This is a genomic window from Streptomyces sp. NBC_01166 (assembly GCF_045039765.1).
Taxonomy (GTDB): domain Bacteria; phylum Actinomycetota; class Actinomycetes; order Streptomycetales; family Streptomycetaceae; genus Streptomyces.
Genome location: NZ_CP108613.1, coordinates 5,857,519 through 5,881,134, shown reverse-complemented (window position 1 = coordinate 5,881,134; position 23,616 = coordinate 5,857,519). Strand labels below are relative to the sequence as shown.

Below are 23,616 nucleotides of genomic sequence, written 5' to 3'. Positions count from 1 at the left end.
CCGGTGGCCTTCTCCCTGCCCTATCTCGACCCCGCTCTCCCCGTCGCCGAGCGGGTCGACGACCTCCTCGGCCGCATGACCCTGGCCGAGAAGACCGGTCAGATGCTCCAGCTGAACGCCAAGAACGGGGTACGCCACCTCATCGAGGACCTGCACGCGGGCTCGCTCGTCCACGCCTCGCCCGCACATGTCCTCGAGGCGGCGGAGCTGACCGAGCGGACCCGGCTGCGCATCCCGCTGCTGGTCGCGGAGGACTGCATCCACGGCCACTCCTTCTGGGAGGGGGCCACGATCTACCCCACGCAGCTCGGTCTGGCCGCGACCTGGGACGCGGAGCTCGTGGAGCGCGTCGCGAGGGCCACCGCCGTCGAGGTCTCGGCCACGGGCGTCCACTGGACGTTCTCGCCGGTGCTCTGCATCACGAGGGACCTGCGCTGGGGCCGGGTCAGCGAGACCTTCGGCGAGGACCCCTTCCTGATCGGCGAGCTGGCGTCGGCCATGGTCCGCGGCTACCAGGGCGAGGGCCTGGACGACCCGACGGCGGTCCTGGCGTGCGCCAAGCACTTCGCGGGCTACTCCGAGACCCAGGGCGGGCGTGACGCGAGCGAGGCCGACATCTCCCGGCGCAAGCTCCGCTCCTGGTTCCTGCCGCCGTTCGAACGGGTCGCCCGCGAGGGCTGCCGTACGTTCATGCTCGGCTACCAGTCCATGGACGGGGTGCCGATCACCGTCAACGACTGGCTGCTCAACGAGGTGCTGCGCGGCGAGTGGGGCTACACCGGCACGCTCGTCACGGACTGGGACAACGTCGGCCGCATGGTGTGGGAGCAGAAGATCTACGCCGAACACGCCCAGGCCGCCGCGGCGGCGGTCCGGGCGGGCAACGACATGGTGATGGCCACTCCTCAGTTCTTCGAGGGTGCGCAGAGCGCGGTCGCCGAGGGCGCCCTGGACGAGGCGGAGATCGACGCGGCGGTACGGCGTGTCCTGACCCTGAAGTTCGAGCTCGGCCTCTTCGAGAACCCCCGCCGCCCCGACGCCGCCCGGCAGGCCGCCGTCATCGGCAGCGCCGGGCACACCGCGCTGAACCTGGAGTCCGCCCGCCGGTCGCTGGTCCTGCTCACCAACGACGGCACCCTCCCGCTGGCCGGCGGACTCACGGCCGGCCAGGACGGACGCGCCGTGGCCGGAGCGGGCTCCGCGCCGCGTACGGTCGCCGTCATCGGCCCCAACGCGGACGACGCGCAGACCCAGTTGGGCGACTGGGCGGGCTCCTCCGGCCAGACCGACTGGATGCCGGACGGCCACCCGCGCGCCATGATCCGCACGGTGCTCGACGGCTTCCGCGAGCATGTCCCGGACAGCTGGCACGTCACCTACGCGCGGGGCGCCGAGATCCTCTCCGTGGGTCCCGACCCGGAGGGCGCGTTCTTCCCGGACGGGCAGCCCCGCCCGGACGTCGTCGTGCCCGCAGAGCCCTCCGAGACCCTGATCGCCGAGGCCGTCGCCGCCGCCGAGGCCGCCGACCACGTCGTCGCCGTGGTGGGCGACCGCATCGAGCTGGTCGGCGAGGGGCGCTCGACCGCGACCCTGGAACTCGTCGGCGACCAGGTGGCGCTGCTCGACGCGCTCGCCGCGACCGGCAAACCGTTGGTCGTCGTGGTCATCAGCTCGAAGCCGCTGGTGCTGCCGCCGTCCGCGCTGGGCGCGGCGGCGATCCTGCACGCCTTCAACCCGGGCATGCAGGGCGGCCGTGCGGTGGCGGAGGTCCTGCTGGGTCTCGCCGAGCCGTCAGGCCGGCTGCCCGTCTCCTTCGCCCGGCACGCGGGGCAGCAGCCGACGTACTACAACCAGATCCGCGGGCAGCACGGTTCCCGGTACGCCGATCTCACCCAGCGTCCGGCCTTCGTGTTCGGCGAGGGCCTGAGCTACACGACCGTCGCGTACTCCGGTCTGGAGGTGCTCACCGCGAGCGTCGGGGAGAGCGACACGCTGCGGGCCCGCGTCACCCTGCGCAACACGGGTGCGCGGCCCGCCCTGGAGACCGTGCAGGCGTACATCTGCGACACGGTGACGTCCGTGACCTGGGCCGAGAAGGAGCTCAAGGCCTACCGGCAGGTGACGCTGGCCCCGGGCGAGGAGCGCGAGGTGCTGCTGGAACTGCCTGTCTCCGAGTGCACCCTCGTGGACGCCGCCGGCCGGCGCGTCGTCGAGCCCGGCGCCTTCGAGCTGCTCGTCGGTCCGTCCTCGTCCGACGACGCCCTCCTGCGGGCCGGCTTCACCGTGAAGGGCTGAGGCCTCACCGTCAGGGGGCGAGGCGGCCCCGGAAATGGAAACCGCCTCCCGGCCGGCGGGGGGAGCCGGTCGGGAGGCGGTGTTCGGGGCGGGGCGCCCGGAGGGGGCGCCCCGGAGGGCCGTCAGCCCTGGTGGGGGTAGGTGTAGTCGGTCGGCGGGACCAGCGTCTCCTTGATGGCGCGGGTCAGCGTCCAGCGCTGCAGGTTCTGCGGGGCGCCCGCCTTGTCGTTGGTGCCCGAGCCACGGCCGCCACCGAAGGGCTGCTGGCCGACGACGGCACCGGTCGACTTGTCGTTGATGTAGAAGTTGCCCGCGGCGTAGCGGAGCTTGTCCATCGTGTACGCGGCGGCCGCACGGTCGTTGGAGATGACCGCGCCGGTCAGCGCGTAGTCGGAGACCGACTCCATCTGCTCCAGCATGGCGTCGTACTTCTCGTCCTCGTAGACGTGCACGGCGAGGATCGGGCCGAAGTACTCGGTCGTGAAGACCTCGTTGGCCGGGTCGTCGCAGACGATGACGGTCGGGCGGACGAAGTAGCCGACGGAGTCGTCGTACGTGCCGCCGGCGACGATCGTGCACGTCGGGTCGGCCGCGGCGCGGTCGATGGCGGCCTTGTTCTTCGCGAAGGACCGCGCGTCGATGACGGCGCCCATGAAGTGCGACAGGTCGGTGACGTCACCCATGGTGATGGAGTCGACCTCGGCCGCGAACTCCTCCTTGAAACCGGAGTTCCAGATGGAGGCGGGGACGTAGGCGCGCGAGGAGGCGGAGCACTTCTGGCCCTGGTACTCGAAGGAGCCGCGGGTCAGCGCGGTCTTCAGGACGGCGCGGTCGGCGCTCGGGTGCGCGACGACGAAGTCCTTGCCGCCGGTCTCGCCGACGAGCCGCGGGTAGGTGCGGTAGTTGGCGATGTTGTTGCCGACCGTCTTCCACAGGTGCTGGAAGGTGGGGGTCGAGCCGGTGAAGTGGACACCGGCCAGGTCGCGGTGGTTCAGCGCCACCTCGGAGACGGCGATGCCGTCGCCGGTGACCAGGTTGATGACGCCCTTGGGCAGCCCGGCCTCCTCCAGGAGCTGCATGAGCAGCACGGCGGCGTGGGTCTGCGTCGGGGACGGCTTCCACACCACGACGTTGCCCATGAGTGCGGGCGCGGTGGGCAGGTTGGCCGCGATGGCCGAGAAGTTGAACGGCGTGATCGCGTAGACGAAGCCCTCGAGCGGGCGGTGGTCCATGCGGTTCCACACGCCGGGGGAGTTCGCCGGCGGCTGCTCGGCGAGGATCTGGCGCGCGTAGTGCACGTTGAAGCGCCAGAAGTCGACGAGCTCGCAGGGACAGTCGATCTCGGCCTGCTGCGCGGTCTTGCCCTGGCCGAGCATCGTGGAGGCGGCCAGCGTCTCGCGCCAGGGGCCGGACAGCAGCTCGGCGGCGCGCAGGATGATCGCCGCGCGGTCGTCGAAGGACATGGCGCGCCAGGCCGGAGCGGCGGCGAGAGCCGCGTCGACGGCGTCCTGGGCGTCCTGCTCGGTGGCACCGGCGAAGGTACCGATGACGGCCTTGTGGTTGTGCGGCTGCACGACGTCGACACGCTCGCCGCCGCCCATGCGCTTCTCGCCGCCGATGGTCATCGGCAGGTCGATGGGGTTCTCGGCGAGCTCCTTGAGCTTCGCCTCCAGGCGGGCTCGCTCGGCGGTGCCGGGGGCGTAGGAGTGGACCGGCTCGTTGACCGGCGCGGGGACCTGGGTGACAGCGTCCATGAGTGCCTTGTCTCCTTGGTTGAGGTGGGTGGTCGGCCGGGCAGGTCAGCCCTTGGTGACGACGGAGCGGGCGAAGAAGAGCAGGTTGGCCGGCTTCTCCGCGAGGCGGCGCATGAAGTATCCGTACCAGTCGGTGCCGTACGCCGTGTAGACGCGCATCCGGTGGCCCTCGGCCGCGAGCCGGATGTGCTCGTCACTGCGGATGCCGTACAGCATCTGGAACTCGTACTCGTCCAGTTTGCGCCCGGCCTGGCGTGCGAGCTCCTGGCCGATGGCGATGAGACGGGGATCGTGCGAGCCGATCATCGGGTAGCCCTCGCCAAGCATCAGCGTCTTCAGGATGCGGACGTACGCCTTGTCGATCTCCGGCTTGCTCTGGTACGCGACGGAGGCGGGCTCCTTGTAGGCGCCCTTCACCAGGCGGACGCGGCTGCCCGCGGCGGCGAGGCGGCGGGCGTCGGCCTCGGTGCGGAACAGGTAGGACTGGATCACGCAGCCGGTCTGCGGGAAGTCCTTCCGCAGCTCCTCGTGGATGGCGAACATCGAGTCGAGGGTGGTGTGGTCCTCGGCGTCCAGCGTGACCGTGGTGCCGATCGCGGCGGCGGCCTCGACGACGGGGCGGACGTTGGCGAGGGCGAGGTCGTGACCGCCCTCCAGCGCCTGGCCGAACATCGACAGCTTGACGGACATCTCGGCACGGGCGCCGAGCCCGAGCTGCTCGAGACGGCCGATGAGCTCCAGGTAGGCGTCGCGCGCGGCGGCCGCCTGCTCGGGGGTGGTGATGTCCTCACCCACGACGTCCAGGGTGACCTCCAGGCCCTTGGCGGCCGCGTCCTGGATGACCGGGACGACCTGGTCGACGCCCTCACCGGCGATGAAGCGGTCGACGACCTGCTTGGTGCCGGGCGCGGCCGAGATGAAACGACGCATCTTGTCGCTGCGTGACGCGGCGAGAATCACGGGACCCAGCACGGGGCACCTCCACGGAGTACGAACGAGGCCGGACCGGTACGCATGTGAACAGACCGGGACGGCACGGAGAACCAATGTGAAATCTAGGGACCCGTGTACCCGCCTGCCATCGACAGCTGTCACGCATCCGTGTACTGGATCTCAGACATATGTCTGAAGGGGTGCGAGAATGGCGGGGTGAAGGGCGATTACCAGGAGCTGGTCGACGAGATCTCCGCGCTGCTCAGCGCCCCCGCGACGCTGGAGAACCGCGATTTCGGCCTGGTCGCCTTCGGGGCCCACGACAGCGACGACGACACCGCGATGGACCCTGTCCGTACGCGCTCGATCCTCACCCGGCGCTCCACCCCCGCGGTCCGCGCCTGGTTCGAGGGCTTCGGCATCACCCGTGCGACGGGCCCGGTCCGCATCCCGGCCGCCCCGGAGGCCGGGGTCTTCCGGGACCGCATCTGCCTTCCGGTACGCCACAGGGGTGTCGTCCTGGGTTACGTGTGGCTGCTGGACGCCGATCCGGGGCCGACGGACGGGCAGCTCACCGCGGCGATGGACGTGGCGTCCCGGATCGGGGCCCTGCTCGCCGACGAGGAGCGGGCGGGCGCGGATCTGTCGCGGGAGTTCGGCGCGGTGCTGGTCGCGGGGCGCGGCTGGCAGCGCGACATGGCGGTGGCCGCGCTGCACGACGTCCTGGGAGCCGACGCGGACGGGCTGCACACAGTGGTCTGCGTGACCCCGTGGCCCGGCGAGACCCCGTCCGTGCGTACGGTGCCGTCGGCGGCGGCCCTCGCCACGGCGCCCTGGGCCGGCGGCCATGCCCTGGCCGCCCTGGTCCGGCTGCGCTCCCCCGAGGCGCTCGACCCGGCGACGACGGCTGCGGAGCGGCTGCGCACCACGGCCGGGCCCGCCGCGACCGCGGGCCTCGCCGCCGCCCGCCGGGGCCTGGCGGAGCTGGCGGACTCCTGGCACGAGGCTCTGTCCGCAGCCCGCGCCGCCTCGGCGGAATCCCGCTTCGGCCCGGTCGCCGACTGGTCGTCCATCGGCCCCTACCGGCTCCTGACCGCCCTGCCCCGCACCCCGGACACCGCGCCGGACCGGGCCGTCCGTCCCCTGCTGACCCCGCCTCACGCGGAGCTGGCACGCACCGCCGAGGTGTTCCTCGACCTGGCGGGCCAGGCGAGCCGGACGGCCACGGAGCTGGGGATCCACCGCCAGACGCTCTACTACCGGCTCGCCCGGGTCCAGCAGCTCACCGGCCTCGACCTGAACGACGGCGAGGACCGGCTCCTGCTGCACATGGCGCTGAAGCAGACCCGGCTTTAGATGTGCCCGGCCCCGCGTACGACCGCGCCCGGCGGACAGAGCGAAGTCTGTCCGCCGGGCGCGGTCGTACGTGCGGAGACCGGTCAGTCGGTGAGGTTCACCGAGCGGGCCGAGGCCGCGCCGATCTCCTCGGCGATCTCGTTGAGGACCGACTGCGGGATGGTGTCGTCGACCGTGAGGACGACCAGCGCCTCGCCGCCCGCGTCCCGCCGGGAGACCTGCATGCCGGCGATGTTCAGCCCGGCCTCACCGAGGATCTTGCCGACCGCGCCGACGACGCCGGGACGGTCCTCGTAGCGCAGGACGACCATGTGGTCGGCGAGGGCCAGGTCGACGTCGTGCTCGCCGATGGCGACGATCTTCTGGAGGTGCTTGGGGCCGGCCAGCGTGCCGGAGACCGCGACCTCCTCGCCGCTCGACAGCGTGCCGCGGACCGTCACCACGTTGCGGTGGTCCGGCGACTCGGAGCTGGTGGTGAGGCGGACCTCGACACCGCGCTCCTGCGCGAAGAGCGGGGCGTTGACGTAGCTGACGGTCTCGTCGACGACGTCCTCGAAGACGCCCTTGAGCGCGGAGAGTTCCAGCACCTTCACGTCGTGCTGGGTGATCTCGCCGTAGACCTCGACGTCGAGACGGGCCGCGACCTCGCCCGCGAGCGCGGTGAAGATCCGGCCCAGCTTCTCGGCGAGCGGCAGGCCCGGACGCACGTCCTCGGCGATGACTCCGCCCTGGACGTTGACCGCGTCGGGCACGAGCTCACCGGCGAGCGCCAGGCGGACGGACTTGGCGACCGCGATGCCCGCCTTCTCCTGGGCCTCGTCGGTGGAGGCGCCGAGGTGCGGGGTGCAGACGACCTGGTCGAACTGGAAGAGCGGGGAGTCCGTGCAGGGCTCCTTGGTGTACACGTCCAGACCGGCGCCGGCGACCCGGCCCTCCTTGAGGGCGGAGGCGAGCGCCTCCTCGTCGACGATGCCGCCGCGCGCGGCGTTGACGATGCGCACCGAGGGCTTGACCTTGTGCAGCGCGTCGTCGCCGATCAGGCCGAGCGTCTCGGGGGTCTTGGGCAGGTGCACCGTGATGAAGTCGGAGACCTCGAGCAGCTCGTCCAGCGTGAGGAGCTTGACGCCCATCTGCGCGGCGCGCGCCGGCTGCACGTAGGGGTCGTACGCGACGATCTTCATGCCGAAGGCCGACATGCGCTGCGCGACCAGGACGCCGATGCGGCCGAGGCCGACGACGCCGAGGGTCTTCTCGCTGAGCTCGACACCCGTGTACTTGGACCGCTTCCACTCGCCGTTCTTCAGGGCGGTGTTGGCCTGCGGGATGTTGCGCGCGGTGGCGACGAGCAGACCGCAGGCCAGCTCGGCGGCGGTGACGATGTTGGACGTCGGCGCGTTGACGACCATCACGCCGGCCTTGGTGGCCGAGGAGACGTCGACGTTGTCCAGACCGACACCCGCGCGGGCGACGACCTTCAGCTGCTTCGCGGCGGCGATGGCCTCGGCGTCGACCTTGGTGGCGGAGCGCACCAGGATCGCGTCGACGTCGACGATCGCGGGGAGGAGTTCGGCGCGGTCCGCGCCGTTGCAGTGCCGGATCTCGAAATCCGGACCCAGAGCGTCGACCGTGGCGGGCGACAGCTCTTCGGCGATGAGTACGACAGGTTTCGAGCTCACGTGTGTCCTCACAAGTCCAGTGCGGACGGCCGTCCCGACGGCCGCAGGCGGTGGAGGGGCTAGCCGCGTGGAAGACGCACGACACTGTGGGCCCTGACGCGTGTATGTGTTGTTGAGAGTGTAGTCATGCGGCCGGGCACACACTGCGCCCCGGTGGAAGGATCACCCGCACGGGGTGGACGGTCTGTACAGACGTACGGTGCCGTCTCCTGCCACCCGCCTCTCCCCGCAGTGACACGGGGTGTGAGGCCGGCCTTGCGCCGGGGCGTGTTTCGAAAGTAGCGCCGTCCACCCGGGTGGCAGGCGGGACTTTCGAAACACGCCCCAGGGGCAGGCCCGGTGCGGACCTGCCCCTCGGCGAGAACTCAGGCGTCCTCGTTGTCCACCCAGCTCATGAGCTTGCGGAGCTCCTTGCCGGTGGTCTCCAGCAGGGACTCGCTGTCGGCCTTCTTGTACTCGTTGTACTTGGGCAGACCGTTGTGGTACTCGGCCATCCACGCCTTGGCGAAGGTGCCGTCCTGGATCTCGGCGAGAACCTTCTTCATCTCGGCCTTGGTGGCGTCCGTGATGATGCGCGGGCCGGTGACGTAGTCGCCCCACTCGGCGGTCTCCGAGATGGACCAGCGCATCTTCTCCAGGCCGCCCTCGTACATGAGGTCGACGATGAGCTTCAGCTCGTGGAGGCACTCGAAGTACGCGATCTCCGGCTGGTAGCCGGCCTCGGTCAGCGTCTCGAAACCGGCCTTGACCAGGGCGGCGGTGCCACCGCAGAGGACGGCCTGCTCACCGAACAGGTCAGTCTCGGTCTCCTCGGTGAAGGTCGTCTTGATGACGCCGGCGCGCGTGCCGCCGATGCCCTTCGCGTAGGAGAGGGCGAGCTCCAGGCCCTTGCCCGAGGCGTCCTGCTCGACGGCCACGATGCACGGGACGCCGCGGCCTTCCTCGTACTGGCGGCGGACCAGGTGGCCCGGGCCCTTCGGGGCGACCATGCAGACGTCGACGTTGGCCGGCGGCTTGATGAAGTCGAAGCGGATGTTCAGGCCGTGGCCGAAGAACAGCGCGTCGCCGTCCTTGAGGTTGTCCTTGACGGACTCCTCGTAGACCTGGGCCTGGATCGGGTCCGGGACGAGGATCATGATGACGTCGGCCTCGGCGGCGGCCTCGGACGGGGTCACCACGCGCAGGCCCTGCTCCTCGGCCTTGGCCTTGGACTTCGAACCCTCGTGCAGACCGACACGGACGTCGACACCCGAGTCACGCAGCGACAGCGCGTGGGCGTGCCCCTGGCTGCCGTAACCGAGGACCGCGACCTTACGGCCCTGGATGATGGACAGGTCGGCATCGTCGTCGTAGAACAGCTCGGCCACTGGGTCTTCTCCTTGGTGTGCAGGTGTTGCGTCCCACCGTACGGCGGGGTGCGTCGGATACGTTGCCGGGTCTCGCCATACGAGCGGCGGGGCGACCCGTGCGGGGTCACGCCGTGCGGTCGAGTGCGCGCAGAGAACGGTCGGTGATCGAGCGCGCGCCGCGCCCTATGGCGATGGTGCCGGACTGGACGAGCTCCTTGATGCCGAACTGCTCCAGCATCTTGAGCATGGCCTCCAGCTTGTCGGCGCCCCCTGTCGCCTCGATCGTGACGGCCTCCGGGGAGACGTCCACGGTCTTGGCGCGGAACAGCTGGACGATCTCGACGATCTGGGAGCGGGTCTCGTTGTCGGCGCGGACCTTCACCAGGACGAGCTCCCGCTGGATCGCTGCGGAGGGCTCGAGTTCGACGATCTTCAGGACGTTGACCAGCTTGTTGAGCTGCTTGGTCACCTGCTCCAGGGGCAGGCCCTCGACATTCACGACAATGGTGATGCGTGAGATGTCGGGATGTTCGGTGGTACCGACCGCGAGCGAGTCGATGTTGAAGCCGCGCCGGGAGAACAGGGCCGTGATCCGGGCGAGGACACCCGGCTTGTTCTCGACCAGGACGGAGAGCGTGTGCTTGGTGGACATGGAGTCGGTCTCTCTCTGTCTCTCAGTCGTCTTCGTTGTCGCCGAAGTCGGGGCGGACGCCGCGCGCTGCCATGACCTCGTCGTTGGAGGTGCCGGCGGCGACCATCGGCCACACCATGGCGTCCTCGTGGACGATGAAGTCGATGACGACCGGGCGGTCGTTGATCGCGTTGGCCTCGGCGATGACCTTGTCGAGGTCGGCCGGGTCCTCGCAGCGGATGGCGTAGCAGCCCATGGCCTCGGACAGCTTGACGAAGTCCGGGACGCGGGTGCCCTTGGCGGCGTTGCCGTCCGCGTCCGGGCCCGAGTGCAGCACGGTGTTGGAGTACCGCTGGTTGTAGAACAGGGTCTGCCACTGGCGGACCATCCCGAGCGCGCCGTTGTTGATGATGGCGACCTTGATCGGGATGTTGTTGAGCGCGCAGGTGGTGAGTTCCTGGTTGGTCATCTGGAAGCAGCCGTCGCCGTCGATCGCCCAGACCGCGCGCTCGGGCATGCCGGCCTTGGCGCCCATGGCGGCCGGGACGGCGTAGCCCATGGTTCCGGCGCCGCCCGAGTTGAGCCAGGTCGCGGGCTGCTCGTACTGGATGAAGTGCGAGGCCCACATCTGGTGCTGGCCGACGCCCGCCGCGAAGATCGTGCCCTCGGGGGCGAGTTCGCCGATGCGCTCGATGACCTGCTGCGGCGAGAGGCTGCCGTCCTCCGGCAGGTCGTAGCCGACGGGGTAGGTCTCGCGCCAGCGGTTGAGGTCCTTCCACCAGGCGGCGTAGTCGCCGGTGTTGCCCTCGGTGTGCTCCGCCTGGACCGCCTGGACGAGGTCGGCGATGACCTCGCGGGCGTCACCGACGATCGGGACGTCGGCGGCGCGGTTCTTGCCGATCTCGGCCGGGTCGATGTCCGCGTGGACGATCTTGGCGTACGGGGCGAAGCTGTCCAGCTTGCCGGTGACGCGGTCGTCGAACCTGGCCCCGAGCGCGACGATCAGGTCGGCCTTCTGCAGCGCGGTGACGGCGGTGACCGAACCGTGCATGCCGGGCATTCCCACGTGCAGCGGGTGGCTGTCGGGGAAGGAGCCGAGCGCCATCAGGGTGGTGGTGACGGGCGCTCCGGTGAGCTCTGCCAGGACCTTCAGCTCCGCGGTGGCGCCGGCCTTCATGACGCCGCCGCCGACGTAGAGCACCGGGCGCTTGGCCTGGGTGATGAGCTTGGCGGCCTCGCGGATCTGCTTGGCGTGCGGCTTGGTGACCGGGCGGTAGCCCGGCAGGTCCATGGTCGGCGGCCAGCTGAAGGTGGTCTTCGACTGCAGCGCGTCCTTGGCGATGTCGACGAGGACCGGGCCCGGACGGCCGGTGGAGGCGATGTGGAAGGCCTCGGCGATCGTGTGGGCGATGTCCTCGGCGCGGGTGACCAGGAAGTTGTGCTTGGTGATCGGCATCGTGATGCCGCAGATGTCGGCTTCCTGGAAGGCGTCCGTGCCGATGGCCGCGGAGGCCACCTGACCGGTGATCGCGACCATGGGCACCGAGTCCATGGCCGCGTCGGCGATCGGGGTGACCAGGTTCGTCGCACCGGGACCCGAGGTGACCATGCAGACACCGACCTTGCCGGTGGCCTGCGCGTAACCCGTGGCCGCGTGACCGGCACCCTGCTCGTGGCGGACCAGGATGTGGCGGACCCGGGTGGAGTCCATCAGCGGGTCGTACGCCGGAAGGATGCAGCCTCCGGGGAGACCGAATACGGTGTCGGCGCCGACTTCCTCGAGAGAACGGATGAGGGACTGCGCGCCCGTGAGGTGCTCAACGGTGGCGGAGGACGGTCCGCCGTTACGGGCCCGCGGCTGCGGGTGCTGGGCCCCGGTGGCCTGCTCGGTCATCGGCATTCTCTTCTCGAAGCTGAGGGTTTATGCGGTGTTTTTACGGGGTTTTGAAAGGTCCCGGTGCAACAAAAAACCCCTCGTGCCGTGAGGCAAGCGAGGGGAGCGCGCCGGTGCGGTCTGCAGGGTGTCCATGAGTGACCCTGCTTCAGCCGACGCGCTTTCCAAGTACGAGAATTCGGGTGCGCATGGCATTGACCCTCTCTCCGGCACGCACACGGTGTCAAGTGGGTGGGACGGGAGTCTCATCATGTGAGCGTCCCTGGAGCGGGATCGCGCCGCCCGCCAGCACCGGCTGAGCGGCCGGCCCGATGCCCGGGAGGGGATACTTCCCCCTGATCAGCGTGCGCCGCAGCCGGTACTCGTCCAGCGGGCCGGCGAAGGCCATCCCCTGGCCGTGCGTGCACCCCATGGCCCGCAGGGTGCGCACCTGTTCGGGCACGTCCACCCCGTCGGCCACGGACTGCATCCCGAGATCTCCGGCGATGCGCAGCAGCCCGCTGGTGATCTTGTGCAGCCTCGCCGACTCGACGACGCCCTCCACCAGGCACCGGTCCAGCTTCAGTACGTCGATGGGGAGGCGGCGCAGGGCGTTGACCGCGGCGTACCCGCTGCCGAAGCCGTCGAGCGCGATCCGGACGCCGAGACGGCGCAACGCGACCAGCCGTCGCTCCAGCTCGTCGATCGAGATCCGCGGGTCGCTGTCGGCCACCTCGATCATCAGGGCGCCGGAGGGCAGCCCGTGCCGGGTCAGGAGCGCCTCGACGGATCCCGGGGGCAGGGCGCGGTCCAGGAGCCGGGCGGCCGACACGCGCACCGACACGGAGACCGGATGCCCGGCCCGGGACCGGTCCGCGGCCTGCTCGACGGCCTCCTCCAGCAGCCAGGTGCCGAGCTCGGCGGCGCGGTCGCTGCCCTCGGAGACCCGGAGGAATTCGGCGGGGGTGAACAGGATGCCCTGGGCGGAGCGCCAGCGGGCCTGGGCGGCGACGGCCGCGACCGTGCCGCTGGCCAGGTGGACGACGGGCTGGTGGAGCAGGGCGAACTCGCCGTCGCGCAGGGCCGTGCGGAGCCGTGACGCGAGCTCCGAGCGGCGGACGATGTCCGCCTGCATCTGGGGGGCGTACAGCTCGACCCGGTCCTTGCCGCTCGCCTTCGCCCGGTACATGGCGAGGTCGGCGTTACGCATGAGGTCCTTGGGTGTGATGGAGGGCTCCGCGAAGGCGACCCCGATGGAGGCGGCCACCCGGACCTCGCCGGTGCCGATCCTGTACGGCTGGGAGAGCCTGAGGCGCAGCCGCTCGGCGATCTCGTGGACCTGGTACTCCCTGGCGGCCTGGTCGCGGGTGCCGTCCCCGACGATGAGCGCGGCGAACTCGTCGCCCCCGAGGCGGGCCGCGGTGTCCGAGGTGCGGACGGACTCCTGGAGCCGGCGTGCGGCCTGGACGAGGAGCTCGTCGCCCGCCTGGTGGCCGATGGAGTCGTTGACCGCCTTGAAGCCGTCGAGGTCGATGAAGAGCACGGCGGTGCCAGGGTCCCCGGCCCGGCGCCCCCCGAGCGCCTGGCCGACGCGGGTGGTGAAGAGGGCGCGGTTGGGCAGGTCGGTGAGCGGGTCGTGTTCGGCGTTGTGCTGCAACTGCGCCTGCAGTCTGACCCGCTCGGTCACGTCGCGGCTGTTGAGGAGCAGGCCGCCCTCGTGGCGGTTGACGGTGGACTCGACGTGGAGCCAGTCCCCCGTGCCCGATCTGAAGCGGCACTCGATCCGGGTCGTGGGCTCCTCCCGGGACGGCACCGCGAGGAAGCGCCGCAGCTCGTGGATCACTCCCCCGAGGTCGTCGGGGTGGATGATCGACGACAGCTCGGCGCCGACGAGATCCTCGGCGTCGCGCAGGTAGACCCCGGCCGCCGCGGGACTGACGTAGCGGAGCCTGCCGCTGGGTTCGGCGATCATGATGACGTCGCTGGAACCCTGCACCAGGGAGCGGAAGTGGTTCTCCTTCTGGGCGAGTTCCTGGGTGAGCGCGATGTTGTCGAGGAGCATGATGGCCTGCCGGACGACCAGCGCGAGCACGACCGTGCACCCGGTGAGGACCACTACCCGGTCGACCCTGCGGCCCTCCACGACGTTGTACAGGATGCCGAGGGTGCAGACCGCCGCGGCCAGATAGGGCGTGAGCGCGGCGAGGGACCCCGCGATCGGGCGGCTCACGGCTCGCGGCTCCAGGGAGGGGGCCTCGACAGCGTTGTCCTGCCCGCGGCGGACGCCCCAGGGGGCGTACGCGAGGAGCAGGGAGCCGGAGAACCAGCCCGCGTCCAGCAGTTGGCCCGACTGGTAGGCGGAGCGCAGCAGGGGGGCCGTGAACAGGGCGTCGCACAGCACGGTCAGGGCGAGGCCGGCGATGGCGGTGTTCACCGCGGAGCGGTTCATGCTGACCCGCCGGAAGTGCAGCGCGAGGACCATGGAGACCAGCACGATGTCGAGCAGCGGGTAGGCCAGCGAGAGCGCCGCCCTGGCCACGCTCTCGCCGGCGGCGTTGGCGACATGGGCGGTGTGCGCCAGCGCGAGGCTCCAGGAGAGCGTCAGCAGGGACCCGCCGATCAGCCAGGCGTCCAGCACCAGGCAGACCCAGCCGGCCCGCGTGACGGGCCGCTTGGCCAGGACGAGCAGCCCGACGATGGCGGGCGGCGCGAAGCAGAGGAAGAACAGGTCCGCGAGGGAGGGGGTGGGCACGGGGCGCCTCAGCACCACCTCGTACCACCCCCAGACCGCGTTGCCCCCGGCGGCCATGGCCGAGGAGAGCGAGAAGAGGAGCCAGGCGGGCCTGAACCGGCTTCCGCCGGAGCGGGCGTAGAGGAAACAGGAGACCGCGGCGATCAGGGCGGCGATGCAGAGGCCGAAGTCACCCATGAACAGGGCGACTCCGGGCGATCCCCAGCCGAGGGCGGCTCCCACCGCGTATCCGGCGCAGACGGCACCGAGGACGAGCTGGGAGCGCAGCCCCACGGCCCGTCCCGAGGCCGGCCGCCTGGAGAGCAGGGTCGCGAGGGCGCTCACCGGAAAGCTCCACGGGCATGCCCCGGTGCTCTCGCCGCCGCCTGCCTCTCCTGCCCGCCACGCCGCGCCGGATCGTCTCTCCGCTGGCCGAACATGCCCGTCGCCCCCTCGCGTTCCGTTTCCCCCGGCACCGTCCCTTCCACGGCGCAGCCCTCTTGTGGACGATACACCAGAGCCGTCACTCAGGGACATAGGTTCTCTACTCTCCGTTACCACCTGCGGTGTTGTCGGAACAAAGAGCGCCGGAACCGCTCCGGAGCGTGTCAGCCGGTGGTGAGTACGAGGTTGGTTACCGGCTCTCCCGCGGCGAACCGGGTGAGCTGTCCGGCCAGCAGGCGCTTGGCCCGGGGCAGGAACGCGGAGGTGCTGCCGCCCACATGGGGGGTGATCAGTGTGTGGGGAGCATGCCAGAGGGGATGGCCGGCGGGCAGCGGTTCGGGGTCGGTCACGTCGAGCGCGGCCCGCAGTCGCCCGGACTCGAGTTCGGACAGCAGGGCCGCGGTGTCGACGACGGCGCCCCGCGCGACGTTCACGAGCAGTGCGCCGTCGCGCATCGCGGCGAGGAAGCCGGGGCCCACCAGCCCTTGTGTGGACGGGTTCAGCGGGGTGGACAGGATGACGATGTCGGCCTCGGGGAGGAGGGTGGGAAGATCGTCGAGCGCGTGTACGGGGCCGCGCGCGGTTGTCCGTGCGGAGCGCGCGACGCGCACCACCCGCGCGCACTCGAAGGGTTCGAGCCGGTCCTCGATGGCCGCGCCGATCGATCCGTAACCCACCACGAGGACGGACTTGTCGGCGAGCGCCGGATAGAAGCCGGACCGCCACTCCTCCTTGTCCTGGCCGTGCACGAAGCCGGGGAACCCTCGGAGCGAGGCGAGGATCAGGGCGAGCGCCAGCTCGGCCGTCGAGGCCTCGTGCACACCCTTGGCGTTGCACAGCCGCACTCCGGCGGGCAGCAGGCCGAGCCCAGGCTCCACGTGGTCGATGCCCGCGGAGAGGGTCTGGACGACCTGGACGGCCTTCATCCCCTCGAGAGGGCGGACCGCGACCTCCGAACCCTTCATGTAGGGAACGACGTAGAAAGCGCAGTCGGAGGGGTCCGCCGGGTAGTCCGGCCCGCCGTCCCAGAAGCGGTAGTCGAGGCCCTCGGGAAGACCGTCTATCTCATCGGCGGGAAACGGCAGCCATACGTCGGTGGCAGATGTAGAAGTCATGGTCAGGAGGCTATGCGAAGGGCGCGAAGCCGTAGAGGTTACTTTGGGGTGCTGGAGGCCCCGTGATCATGGGCCGAGGGAGGGTTCGGGGAGTTGGAGCGCAGGACTATCGGTGCGGCGGCACTTGCCGTGGGTGCGGTCGGGCTGGGCTGTATGCCGATGAGCTGGGCGTACAGCACGTCGCAGCAGCGCGGTGACCGCTCGCTGCGGACCGTGCACGCCGCGCTGGACGCGGGCGTCCAACTGCTCGACACCGCCGACATGTACGGGCCCTTCACCAATGAGCTGCTCGTGGGCCGGGCGCTCAAGGGCCGCCGCTCCGAGGCCTTCCTCTCCACCAAGTGCGGTCTGCTGGTGGGTGATCAGCACATCGTGGCCAACGGGCGTCCGGGCTATGTGCGCCGCGCCTGTGACGCATCGCTGCGACGGCTCCAGACCGATGTGATCGATCTCTACCAGCTGCACCGGGCGGACCCCGAGGTGCCCGTCGAGGAGACCTGGGGAGCGATGGCGGACCTGGTGACGGCGGGCAAGGTGCGCGCGCTCGGACTGTGCGCGGTGGGGGCCCGGGCCGGGCGCGGGCCGGGGGCACGGATGCACGAGGGGACCATCCGGCAGCTGGAGCGGATGCAGCAGGTATTTCCCGTCAGCGCGGTCCAGGCGGAGCTCTCCGTGTGGTCGCCCCAGGCGCTGGAGGATCTGCTGCCGTGGTGCTCGGCCCGGGGTGTGGGGGTGCTCGCGGCGATGCCGCTCGGCAGCGGTTATCTCACGGGCACGCTCAAGCCCGGCCAGGGTTTCGAGCCGGACGACCCGCGGGCCAGGCATCCCCGCTTCACGGGCGAGATGATGGCGGCCAACCAGCCGGTGGTGGCGGGGCTGCGCAGGATCGCGGAGCGGCACGGCGCCACTCCGGCGCAGGTGGCCCTGGCCTGGGTCCTGCGGCAGGGGCGCCATGTGGTGCCCGTGCCGGGCACGAAGCGGGAGCTGTGGGCCGTGGAGAACGCGGGTGCGGCGGAACTGGCGCTCACGGACCGGGACCTGGCCGAGATAGCCGGGCTGCCGCGTGCCCGCGGGTCGTGGGACTGAGACGGCCGGCACAGGAGGACGGCCCGGCTCCGGGGCGGGAGAATTGGCGGAGATCGGGAACCCGGGGCGGAGCGGCGGTGTAAGAACATAGTCGTGCGACCCTCGAAAGGATCGGTGCTGTGCAAACTCCCGTGCTGCGCAAGGGGGTAGTGGCCCTGCTCGCCTCGGCCTCCCTCCTGCTGACCGCCTGTTCGTCCGACGACGGCCCGGCGGCCGGTGAGGGCGCGTCATCGCCCCCGGCGAGCGCCACGTCCGCTCCCCCGGCCTCGGCGAGCCCGTCGGCGGACCTGCCGCCGGCCAAGGGCTCGGTCGAGGTGGTGAAGACGCTCACGGACGGCCTGGCGTCACCCTGGGGCCTGGCGGCGCTGCCCGGGGGCGACCTGCTGGTCTCCTCGCGTGACGAGGCGACGATCACCCGGGTCGACGGGGAGAGCGGCAAGAAGACCCTGCTGGGCTCGGTGCCGGGGGTCGCGCCCGCGGGTGAGGGGGGTCTGCTGGGCCTCGCCGTCGCACCGACCTACGGCGCGGACCACCTGATCTACGCGTACTTCACCACCGAGTCGGACAATCGCGTCGCCCGCCTCCAGTACGACGAGGGGAAGCCCCCAGGACAGCAGTTGGGGGCACCGGACACCATCCTGCGGGGGATCCCGAAGGGCGCCGTCCACAACGGCGGCCGGATCGCGTTCGGCCCCGACCGCATGCTGTACGTGGGCACCGGCGAGACGGGCGACACGGGCCTCGCCCAGGACAAGGCGTCCCCGTCGGGCAAGATCCTCCGGATGACGCCCGACGGCGAGCCGGTGCACGGCAATCCCGAAGCCGACTCGCTGGTCTATTCGTACGGGCACCGCAATGTGCAGGGACTGGCCTGGGACAGCGGTAAGCGCCTCTGGGCATCGGAATTCGGCCAGGACACCTGGGACGAGCTGAATCTGATCGAGCCGGGCCGGAACTACGGCTGGCCCGACGTCGAGGGCAGGAAGGGGGAGGCGGGCTTCGTCGACCCGGTGGCCCAGTGGAAGACCTCCGAGGCCTCGCCGAGCGGTATCGCCTACGCCGAGGGATCGGTGTGGATGGCCGGTCTGCGGGGCGAGCGGCTCTGGCGCATCCCGCTCTCGGGCGAGGCGGACGGGGAACCCCTGGCCGCCCCGCAGGCGTTCCTGGAGGGGAAGTACGGTCGTCTGCGCACGGTGCTCGCCGCCGGCGGCGACAAGCTGTGGCTGGTCACGAGCAACACGGACGGCCGTGGCTCCGCGAAGTCGGGCGACGACAGGATCCTGCTCCTGAAGGTGCGGTAGCGGCGTCCCGGGCCTGTAGGCGACCCGGCCGGCCGTATCGCGCCGGACGGGCAGCAGGCCGGAGGGAGTACAGCGGGTGTTCAACTTCTTCGAGGAGCTCTTCGCGCCCGGTCGTAAGCACACGGCCGAGGAGCAGAAGCGGCTGGAGCTGAGCCGGGTCGACCTGGGCGTCGGCGACCCGGCTCGGGGCCCGATAGACCTCACCTCCGGCAAGGTGACGCTGCGCCGCCCGGCACCCGGACCGCCTCCCGAGGACGGCCGGCAGGACGACGACCGGCCCTCCCAGGACAGGCGCGAAGACGACCGGTCCGGCGGCTGAGAGCCGCCGGACCGGCCCGCTCTCACCCCGCCACGTACAGCCGGAAGCGGTGCGCCAGGGCGGCCGCCTCGCCACGGCTGGAGACGCTGAGCTTGGCCAGGATGTTGGACACGTGCACGCTGGCGGTCTTCGGCGAGATGTACAGCTCCTCCGCGATCCGGCGGTTGGTGTAGCCCGCCGCGACCAGCCGGTGCACCTCCTGCTCCCGCGAGGTCAGCCCGAACGACTCGATGGCGTCCACCGCCGGCGCGGGTCCGGCTTCGCCCTCGGCCGCGTCGTCCGGCCCGGTGAGCGCGATGCGGGCCCGGCCGGCCAGCAACTCGACGCTCTCCGCGAGCGGCCGCGCCCCGAGGCGTACGGCGACCGCGTGGGCCTCACGCAGGAGTCCGGCCGCAGGCGTCCGGTCACCGGAGGCGGCGAGGATCGCCTCCGCCCAGTGATGACGGACCTGGGCCAGCTCGAAGGGGCGCTGGAGCGGGGCGAAGGCGGTGGCGGCCCGGCACCAGTGGTCCGGGGTGTCCGCCCCTTCCGCCCGGGCCAGTTCGGCCTCGATCAGCACGCCGTACGCCGCCCAGACGGGCACCAGCATCGGCAACCGCTTGAGGTGGCCCCTGATCCGCTCCAGGATCGCCGGCCGTCCTGGATCCGTGGCGGGCAGCCCGCGGGCGTCGGCCTCGATCGCGGCGGCGGCGTGGAGCAGCGGCAGGGAGTACCGCTGGGTCCCCGGTGGCAGCCCGATGTCGGACTGCGCCTCGAACGCCGCGCGCGCCTCGGAGAGCACGCCCTTCCGGGCCGCGAGGACCATGGAGTGCCGGACCGGGCAGATCAGGTGCTGCGGCTGCGGGTCGTGGCCGAGATGGCGGCGGTTCAGGGCCAGTTGTTCCTCGGCCTCCTCGAAGTTCCCGGTGGCCAGGGCCAGGTCGGTGCGGCGGGCGGCCACCAGGGCGTTCGACTTGCGGGACCGGGCCAGCGGGGCCGCTGCCTCCGCGGCGGCCCGGCTCTCCTTCCAGTGCCCCAGCGAGTAGTACGACTGCGCCTGGTTGGCGCGTGTCCAGGCCTCGGACTCGGGGACCCCGTGGCTGTGGCAGATCTGGATGCCGTGGTCTGCGGCCGACACCGCCTCCAGGGAGCGGCCGCAGGATTCGAGCGATGAGGGCAGGTTGACGGCGGCACGGCTCATGACGCCCACCAGGTGCAGTTCCTCGGACCGGTCGCGGACGGCGTACATCTCGGCGACGCCCTCCTCGACGTCGCCCGCGTCGATCGTGAGCCAGCCGCGGGTGAGCCTGGCGTGCAGCTCGATGGACTCCTCGCCCACGAGCCGGGCGTACTCCACGGCCCGGTCGGCCGCGACCAGCGTCTCGGGTCCGGGCCGGTGCAGGGCGCCCCAGCTGGCCACCGAGGCGAGGACGTCCGCGTGCACGGCGGACGGCTGCAGACCCCGCACCAGGTCCTCGGCGGTGGCCAGTTCCTGCCGGCCGTCCCCCCGGGAGAGGCTCTGCATCAGGAGGGAACGCTGCACCCAGAACCACGCCGCGCGCAGCGGGTCCCGGTCCCGGTCCAGGATGCGCAGCGCCTTCTTCGCGATGGCCAGGGCCCGTTCGCGGTCGCCGCCGAAGCGGGCGGACACCGTGGCCTCGGCCATCAGGTCGAGGTAGCCCAGCGGGTCCGCCGGATCGCAGCGGCACCCCGGGTAGGCCTCGGCGTGATCGAGCGGCCGCAGGGTCGCGCGCACCTCGTCGGGGACGTCGTCCCAGAGCTCCATGGCCCTTTCCAGCAGCCGGAGTTGCTCGCTGTACGCGTAACGGCGCCGGGCCGCCACCGCTGCCTGGAGCACGGCGGGCAGCGCCCTGGCCGCGTCGTGCGCGGCGTACCAGTAGCTGGCGAGGCGTGCGGCGCGCTCGTCGGCGCGTACGAGGGACGGGTCGGCCTCCAGCGCCTCGGCGTAGCGGCGGTTGAGGCGCGTGCGTTCGCCGGGCAGCAGGTCGTCGCTGACGGCCTCGCGGACCAGGGAGTGACGGAAGCGGTATCCGTCCGTGTCGGGGGCGGGCAGCAGCAGGTTGGCGCCGACCGCCGCCCGCAGTGCCTCGTCGAGGTCGTCCTCGGCGAGGCCGACGACGGCGGCGAGGAGCGGGTGCTCGACCGTGGAACCGCCCTCGGCGATGATCCGGGCGATCCGCTGCGCGTCCTCGGGCAGCGCCTCGACGCGGACCAGGAGGAGGTCGCGGAGGGAGTCGGAGAGTCCGGAGCTGTCGCCGCAGCACTCCACGCTGCGGGCGAGCTCCTCGACGAAGAAGGCGTTGCCGTCGGAGCGTTCGAAGATGTCGTCGACCAGCGCGGCGTCGGGGACCATCGCGAGGATCCCGGTGAGCTGCCGGCCGACCTCGGCGCGGCTGAAGCGGTCGAGTTCGATACGGCGGACCGTGCGGAGCCGGTCGAGCTCGGCGAGGAGCGGGCGCAGGGGGTGGCGGCGGTGGACGTCGTCGGCACGGTACGTCCCGATCACGACGAGACGGCCGCTGCGCAGGGTGCGGAAGAGATAGGCGAGCAGATGGCGCGTGGAGGCGTCGGCCCAGTGCAGGTCCTCCAGGACGAGGACGACCGTGCGGGTGGCGGAGACGCGTTCCAGCAGCCGGGCGGCGAGCTCGAAGAGCCGGGCGGTGCCGTGCTCGTCGTCCGGCGCCCGGTCGGCCTCGCCCAGTTCGGGCAGCAGCCGGGCGAGCTCGCCCTCCTGGCCGGCCAGAGCATCGGTCAGTTCCTCCGGGAGTGCCCGGCGCAGGGCGCGGAGCGCCGTCGCGAACGGGGCGTAGGGCAGGCCGTCGGCCCCGATCTCCACGCACCCGCCGACGGCCACGACGGCGTCCCGGCGGCAGGCCGCCCGGATGAACTCCTCGACCAGCCGGGTCTTGCCGACGCCCGCCTCGCCGCCGACGAGCAGTGCCTGCGGTTCCCCGGCGGCGGCGCGGGCGAGCGTCTCGGTGAGCGCGGCGAGTTCACCGGCTCGGCCGACGAAGACGGGGCTGACGGTGTTGGTCTCCACGTCGCCGAGCATCGCATACGCGTACGACACCCCGGCGACCGTTTTTCGGGGTGGTCCATCGTGGTCCATCGCTACGCAGCGCGGACGAACCAGTTCCGGTTCTTCCCCACCCGCCCCTCGGTGTCGTCCTGTCCGGAACGGCGGGCGGCGCGACGGGCGAGAACCGCCTGGCGGACGGTCCGCTGCTCCTCGGCCCTGCGGATCAGTTCGGCGACGGCGAGCTGGTGGATCTCGTACTCGTACATGGTGTTCTCCCTGGTGGAACGGAAAGTGGGGGCACGGTTTCCTGCCGTGCCCCCACTCTCGTCCGCCAGGGGTTGCCGCCACATCGGGCGAGTGCCGCATCTCTGCGGGTGGGGGGCCTTAGGCCCGGGTGGCGGATGCCTTAGACCGGCCGGTTCCCGTGTGCCGGCCGGTCCGAACCGGGTGCCGCCAGGTCCTCAGCCGGCCGCGGAGGGCAGCGCGACGAAGAGGTCGAGGTACATCCCCACGGAGATCAGCAGCCCGAGGACTCCGAGTGCGATGCCCGCCATGGCGACGGAGCGGACCCAGCCCGCCTGCGGAACGAGGGAGGGGGTGCCGAAGGAGGGCCGGACCAGGACGAAGACGCCGACGAGCAGCGCGAGCAGCGCGAAGACCCCGTTGACGAGGGCCGTGCTGTGCCACGCGTCGCCGTAGATCTCGGAGATCTGCTGGGCGGCGCTGCCGGTGCCGCCGGAGGTCTTGATCTGGCCGACCAGGGTCTCGCGCTCGGCGGCGACACGGCCGGTCCAGGCACCCGAGAGCGAGATGACGCCCAGCCCGGCGGCCACCACGGCGGCGGCGCCGGTTCCGGCCCCGGACGCCGCGGCCGCTTCGGCCTCGGCGTAGGGGTCGGGCGACAGGTCGGTCTCGAGGCCGTCCTCCGCGGCCGCGTCCGTCGCCGCCACGTCCATGGCGGTCACGTCGGACGCGGTGACACCCGGCGCGACTCCGTCCGGTACGGCGTCTTCCGCCGGCCCGGCCTGCTTCGTCACGCTCGGCGTGGTGGCGGTTCCGTCGGCCGCCTTCTTCTCCTCGGTGTCGTCAGTGGTCGGAGTGGAGGGGGAGGTGTTCATGCGCCGCACGCTAGGGGTCCCGTATGAGAACCTCCTTAAGACCGAGCCGACACCGGCCGCCTCAGCCCTTCCTCTGCCGCCATTCGGACGCCAGAAGGGCCCAGATCTCCTGGTCGTGACGCTTGCCGCGATACGGATAGGCCTCGCGGAGTACACCCTCGCGGGTCATGCCGAGCCGCTCGGCGACGGCGACACTGCGCCTGTTGGCCGAGGACGCGACCCACTCCACGCGGTGCATGCCCCGTACGCCGAAGGCCCAGTCGATCAGCTTCCGCGAAGCCCGGGTGACCAGGCCGCGGCCCTCGGCCGCCGCCTCCAGCCAGCAGCCGATCTCGCAGTTGCCGGTCTCCGCCTCGAATATCCGGAACAGGACGCCGCCGACCAGCGTGCCGTCCAGCCAGATGCCGTAGAGCCGGCCGGTGTCGGCCGCCTGCTTGTCCGCGTACCGCTGGAGCAGGGCGCGTGCGGACGTGAGGTCCTCGGCGGCCGCGGCGAACGGGATCCAGGGGTCGACCAGGGCGCGCGCCCGGTCCATGTGGGCCAGGAACTCCTCGGCCTGCCAGGGCTCGATCGGCCGGAGCTCCGCTCCGTCGTCCCCCAGTGACACCGTGAACAC

General features: G+C 71.5%; 17 protein-coding genes. 5 read left to right on the top strand and 12 right to left on the bottom strand.

Features of this window, described 5'->3' with window-relative positions; all coding sequences use genetic code 11:
• The first annotated feature begins 3 nt into the window (after positions 1-3).
• Positions 4-2,295 carry a glycoside hydrolase family 3 N-terminal domain-containing protein gene (locus OG379_RS27170; RefSeq protein WP_405665626.1) on the top strand — a complete coding sequence of 764 codons (2,292 nt, stop codon included), beginning with the start codon at positions 4-6 and terminating at the stop codon, positions 2,293-2,295.
• A gap of 122 nt (positions 2,296-2,417) precedes the next feature.
• Here the strand turns inward: OG379_RS27170 and pruA are convergent, their stop codons facing one another.
• Positions 2,418-4,049, bottom strand: a complete 1,632-nt coding sequence (gene pruA, locus OG379_RS27165) for an L-glutamate gamma-semialdehyde dehydrogenase (protein WP_393761133.1) — start codon at positions 4,047-4,049, stop codon at positions 2,418-2,420.
• A 45-nt stretch (positions 4,050-4,094) separates the two neighbouring features.
• Entirely contained in the window at positions 4,095-5,021 is a 927-nt protein-coding gene (locus tag OG379_RS27160; protein ID WP_393761131.1) for a proline dehydrogenase family protein, read from the bottom strand.
• Positions 5,022-5,198: 177 nt separating this feature from the next.
• Between OG379_RS27160 and OG379_RS27155 the strand changes: the two genes are divergently transcribed.
• On the top strand, positions 5,199-6,338 hold the full coding sequence (locus OG379_RS27155) for a PucR family transcriptional regulator (protein ID WP_393761129.1): 1,140 nt from the start codon (positions 5,199-5,201) through the stop codon (positions 6,336-6,338).
• Between the two features lie 83 nt (positions 6,339-6,421).
• Here the strand turns inward: OG379_RS27155 and serA are convergent, their stop codons facing one another.
• From serA to OG379_RS27125, 6 genes are all read right to left on the bottom strand, one after another.
• Positions 6,422-8,014 (bottom strand): phosphoglycerate dehydrogenase, encoded by a 1,593-nt coding sequence (gene serA, locus OG379_RS27150; RefSeq protein WP_405665625.1) that lies wholly within the window; start codon positions 8,012-8,014, stop codon positions 6,422-6,424.
• 365 nt (positions 8,015-8,379) lie between these two features.
• Positions 8,380-9,381 (bottom strand): ketol-acid reductoisomerase, encoded by a 1,002-nt coding sequence (ilvC, locus tag OG379_RS27145; RefSeq protein WP_031091632.1) that lies wholly within the window; start codon positions 9,379-9,381, stop codon positions 8,380-8,382.
• 106 nt (positions 9,382-9,487) lie between these two features.
• Positions 9,488-10,015 (bottom strand): acetolactate synthase small subunit, encoded by a 528-nt coding sequence (gene ilvN / locus OG379_RS27140; RefSeq protein WP_104789338.1) that lies wholly within the window; start codon positions 10,013-10,015, stop codon positions 9,488-9,490.
• A 22-nt stretch (positions 10,016-10,037) separates the two neighbouring features.
• The gene (locus OG379_RS27135; protein WP_393761124.1) at positions 10,038-11,894 is read right to left on the bottom strand and encodes an acetolactate synthase large subunit; all 1,857 of its coding nucleotides are present in this window, start codon (positions 11,892-11,894) and stop codon (positions 10,038-10,040) included.
• Positions 11,895-12,111: 217 nt separating this feature from the next.
• Positions 12,112-14,943 (bottom strand): putative bifunctional diguanylate cyclase/phosphodiesterase, encoded by a 2,832-nt coding sequence (locus OG379_RS27130; protein ID WP_405665622.1) that lies wholly within the window; start codon positions 14,941-14,943, stop codon positions 12,112-12,114.
• A 263-nt stretch (positions 14,944-15,206) separates the two neighbouring features.
• Entirely contained in the window at positions 15,207-16,157 is a 951-nt protein-coding gene (locus OG379_RS27125) for a 2-hydroxyacid dehydrogenase (protein WP_405665621.1), read from the bottom strand.
• A gap of 129 nt (positions 16,158-16,286) precedes the next feature.
• Here OG379_RS27125 and OG379_RS27120 point away from each other — a divergent pair, with 129 nt between their 5' ends.
• From OG379_RS27120 to OG379_RS27110, 3 genes are all read left to right on the top strand, one after another.
• Complete coding sequence (locus OG379_RS27120; RefSeq protein ID WP_405668662.1) at positions 16,287-17,243, top strand: aldo/keto reductase; 957 nt, start codon at positions 16,287-16,289, stop codon at positions 17,241-17,243.
• A 119-nt stretch (positions 17,244-17,362) separates the two neighbouring features.
• The gene (locus tag OG379_RS27115) at positions 17,363-18,544 is read left to right on the top strand and encodes a PQQ-dependent sugar dehydrogenase (RefSeq protein WP_405665619.1); all 1,182 of its coding nucleotides are present in this window, start codon (positions 17,363-17,365) and stop codon (positions 18,542-18,544) included.
• Between the two features lie 76 nt (positions 18,545-18,620).
• Positions 18,621-18,863 (top strand): DUF6191 domain-containing protein, encoded by a 243-nt coding sequence (locus OG379_RS27110; protein ID WP_405665618.1) that lies wholly within the window; start codon positions 18,621-18,623, stop codon positions 18,861-18,863.
• Positions 18,864-18,885: 22 nt separating this feature from the next.
• Here OG379_RS27110 and OG379_RS27105 read toward each other — a convergent pair whose 3' ends face one another.
• The 4 genes from OG379_RS27105 to OG379_RS27090 form a co-directional block, all read right to left on the bottom strand.
• Positions 18,886-21,972 carry an AAA family ATPase gene (locus OG379_RS27105; protein WP_405665616.1) on the bottom strand — a complete coding sequence of 1,029 codons (3,087 nt, stop codon included), beginning with the start codon at positions 21,970-21,972 and terminating at the stop codon, positions 18,886-18,888.
• Between the two features lie 2 nt (positions 21,973-21,974).
• Positions 21,975-22,148, bottom strand: a complete 174-nt coding sequence (locus OG379_RS27100; protein WP_187355834.1) for a hypothetical protein — start codon at positions 22,146-22,148, stop codon at positions 21,975-21,977.
• A gap of 195 nt (positions 22,149-22,343) precedes the next feature.
• Positions 22,344-23,000 carry a hypothetical protein gene (locus tag OG379_RS27095; RefSeq protein ID WP_405665615.1) on the bottom strand — a complete coding sequence of 219 codons (657 nt, stop codon included), beginning with the start codon at positions 22,998-23,000 and terminating at the stop codon, positions 22,344-22,346.
• Positions 23,001-23,061: 61 nt separating this feature from the next.
• Positions 23,062-23,616, bottom strand: coding sequence for a GNAT family N-acetyltransferase (locus OG379_RS27090; RefSeq protein WP_405665614.1), 555 nt, complete (start codon positions 23,614-23,616; stop codon positions 23,062-23,064).